The organism is Tateyamaria sp. (genome assembly GCF_059783535.1).
The window spans coordinates 1-3,286 of the sequence record NZ_JBYNDP010000223.1; the positions used below are offsets into that span (position 1 = coordinate 1).

Genomic DNA, 3,286 nt, shown 5'->3' on the forward strand with positions numbered 1-3,286 from the left:
CCTGCCGAGCCTGACCGGATGATCAGCGTGAAGGTGGCCGCCGATGTGGCGTAACCTGATCACCGCCGCCGCACTTGCTGTCCCCGCGGGGACAGCTTTTGCATCGGGTATCGAGATCACGGTGAGCGGTGAGGCCAACGGCACCATCGCCATCGACCTGCTCGAAGACACGGCGCCGCAACACGTCGCGCGCATCACGGCGTTGGCCGAGGGCGGTGAGTATGACGGGGTGGCCTTTCACCGCGTGATCGACGGCTTCATGGCGCAGACCGGTGACGTGCAGTTCGGAGATACGAGCGGTGACTATGATGGTCGTCGTGCGGGCACAGGTGGCTCGGACCAGCCGGATCTGCCTGCGGAGTTTTCGGACATCACCTTTGATCGCGGCGTGGTAGGCATGGCCCGCTCGCAAAGCCCGAACAGTGCCAACAGCCAGTTCTTTATCATGTTCCAGCCGGGGCCGTTTCTGGATGGCCAATACACCGTTGTGGGCCGTGTGACCTCGGGCCTTGAGGTGCTGGATCAGATCAAGCGGGGGCACCCGCGGTCGGGTGCGATCGAAGGGGCGCCGGATGTGATGACGAAGGTGTCTGTCACCGAGTAAAAAACTGTCCCCGCGGGGATAAAATCGAAGGGCGCGGGGTTTCCGCGCCTTTTTTGCCACTTGAAACAAGATATTGCTGCGCGACGTTCACCTTACCTGCAGATTGACGAAGGTTAAGTCCCCGTTAACGTCGCCAGCACACTATCGCGCCGCGGATGTCGCTCTCTGATCTTCGATGCTATCGCGCGTGGTGCGCCAGAACGCGCGTACCTCTCGAAACATTTCGAGATCACTTGCGTATATCTGTTTCAGCATCGATTTGAGTTCAGGGACAAGAACATCCTGATGGCGCACAGCGCGATGCGCGCTGTTGCGATCGGGCACACAGGCGATCCGATCGGCGATGTCAGGGACCAGATCAGACAGCAGATATGTGAGCTGCCAATCAAGTTGCTCAACCGTCAACGCGCGGAAATTCAAGGAGTAGACGTGCGCCACTTGGTGAATCTGCGGCACGAGATGCCAGTTTCGTTTGGTGTAGGTTCGCCCGTTGATGTTGTCTGATGCCCAACGCGCAAGTTTCAGACAGTTTTCGATGTGCCCGCTTGCGTCGAGATCAGGACTGCGATCAATCGGGTTGGACTCAAAAAACGCGCGGCTCATTCCGGGACGCGGTTGACCACCCGGCCCGTAAACTTTGTCGAAATAGACGGACAGAAAGCGCTGGAGCGGATTGCGCAGAATGATGATCCCATAAGCCGGTGTTTGGAGGTTGGCCTGTGGCACACCGGTTGGGCGCACGAGTTGCGCGTCCCAATCATGCAGCTTGCTTTGGTGATTGAGCGGTTTGCCGTGGTCGAGCACGTACATCAGATGTTTCATAAACGTCCCGGCATTTTTGGCGATGTGGTGCCAATACAGGTCGGGGTATTGTCGCGTGGTGTAGAGCCACTCAGGCTTCAAGCGTGCACGACTTGACTTGGTGAGGTCGCCAAGGCTGCCGATGTCTTGCAGACGCATGTGTTGGTTCCACCTTGTCTTTGTAAACCTGCGACAGGATTAGCAGTGTCAGAGCGCAGGTCAAATCCCTGGTTTGGGTGCGACGCGGACAGTCTATTTCGCCGTGGCGCTGCGTGTCAGCCAGCCCAGCCCTGCGCTGATGACCGCAAGACCTGTAGCGATCCAGGCGAGCCCTGTGAACGCAGTTGTCATGGCTGCACCGTGGCCCGGTGTATCACTCTCGATCCCGAAGCTGGCAGTTCCGCCTGCGCCTGAGTAGAGCGCTGCAACAAACCCGCCGACCGCCGCCACGGAGATGAGACCGGCCATGCGCGTCACGGCGTTGTTGATGCCCGATGCGGTGCCGGATTGTGTTTCGTCGATCGCCGTCATGACAGAGGTTGAGAGCGGCGCCACAACGGCTGCCATACCGAGGCCCACCAGACACATGGCTGGCAGGATGTGGCCCCAGAAATTCTGATACGGCGCAAGCACGGCCATGGCGGCATAGCCTGTCGCAACCACCAACGAACCGCCCATGAGCAAAGGCGCGGGCCCGATCCGGTCGGCTAATCTGCCTGCGCGGGCCGAGAGCAGTGAAATGAACACCGACATAGGCGCAAAGGCGGCGGACGTTGCAATCTCGGTCAGACCCCAGCCGGCGATGAAGGTCATCGGCATGAAGAAGAACATCATCGACAGCGCAGAGTAGAGCGTGAATGTGAGTGCATTCGCGGCGGAGAAGGGGCGGGAGGCAAAGAGCATGAGCGGCATCATCGGATGGTCGCTCCGCATTTGGGTCCAGAGGAAAACCACCAGCATCATCGCGCCACCGGTCAACCACATTGTTGCGTTGCTGCCGTGATCAAGCGAGGTCAGCCCCCATGCGATAGCAAGCAAGGCAGCCGTCGCTGTCACGGCACCCGGAACGTCGACGCGTGCGTCGTCCTTGACCGGATCGTCGCCCAGATGGCGATAGAGCAGAAACAGTGCGACAGCTCCGAGGGGCAGGTTGATGGCAAAGATCCAGCGCCACATATCCGGCCCGCCAATGGTCAGGGTCAACCCGCCAATGATCGGTCCTGCAGCGGTCGTAACCGCCGTGGCAGACGCCCAGACACCGATGGCACGCCCCCTGCTTTCGCGCGGATAGGCGCGGGCAATCAGGGCAAGTGACCCCGGCACCATGATAGCCGCACCGACACCCTGAACCGCGCGGGCGATGATCATGAAGAGTGGTGTAGGGGCCACAGCGCAGAACATCGAGGCCACGACAAAAAGGGCAATGCCAAACCCAAAGATTCGGCCCAGCCCAAAGCGGTCGCCCATCGCGCCGCCGACAAGGATCAGGGCCGACAGGGTGAGCATATAGGCGTTGTGAATCCACTGCGCCTGAACCAGACCCGCGCCAAGGCTGTCGCGCATGGCAGGCAAGGCGATGGCCACCACAGTGCCGTCGATGATGCCGAGGGCAGAGGCAAGGACGGCAGCAACAAGGATGTAGGGTCGGCTGCGTTCCGCGCAGAACCCGGGATGAAAAACGGGCGCCGCAGTGGTCTGGGGCGCCCGTGTGTCTGTCATGTAGGAAAGACCTTAGCCGTTTTGCGGCGCGGCCGCTGGTTGTTGCGGTGCCTTCGGTTTGTTGCCGCCTGCGTTCAGGGGGTCGTCCTGACGCTGCACGGACCCTTCGAAATGGGCGCCGCTTTCGATGGCGATGGTCTTGTGGATGATGTCGCCTTCGAC

General features: G+C 60.6%; 3 protein-coding genes and 1 pseudogene. 1 reads left to right on the forward strand and 3 read right to left on the reverse strand.

Going from position 1 to position 3,286, the window contains the following annotated elements:
• Positions 1–43 precede the first annotated feature (43 nt).
• Positions 44–604: a peptidylprolyl isomerase gene (locus tag AC6RA8_RS21775; protein WP_500355837.1), complete on the forward strand. Its 561-nt coding sequence runs from the start codon at positions 44–46 to the stop codon at positions 602–604.
• A gap of 141 nt (positions 605–745) precedes the next feature.
• Here AC6RA8_RS21775 and AC6RA8_RS21780 read toward each other — a convergent pair whose 3' ends face one another.
• The 3 genes and pseudogenes from AC6RA8_RS21780 to AC6RA8_RS21790 form a co-directional block, all read right to left on the reverse strand.
• Complete coding sequence (locus AC6RA8_RS21780; RefSeq protein ID WP_500355839.1) at positions 746–1,564, reverse strand: sulfotransferase family 2 domain-containing protein; 819 nt, start codon at positions 1,562–1,564, stop codon at positions 746–748.
• Positions 1,565–1,657: 93 nt separating this feature from the next.
• Positions 1,658–3,124: an MFS transporter gene (locus AC6RA8_RS21785; protein WP_500355841.1), complete on the reverse strand. Its 1,467-nt coding sequence runs from the start codon at positions 3,122–3,124 to the stop codon at positions 1,658–1,660.
• Positions 3,125–3,136: 12 nt separating this feature from the next.
• Positions 3,137–3,286 (reverse strand): annotated as a pseudogene (locus tag AC6RA8_RS21790) (polymer-forming cytoskeletal protein); the annotation flags it as partial.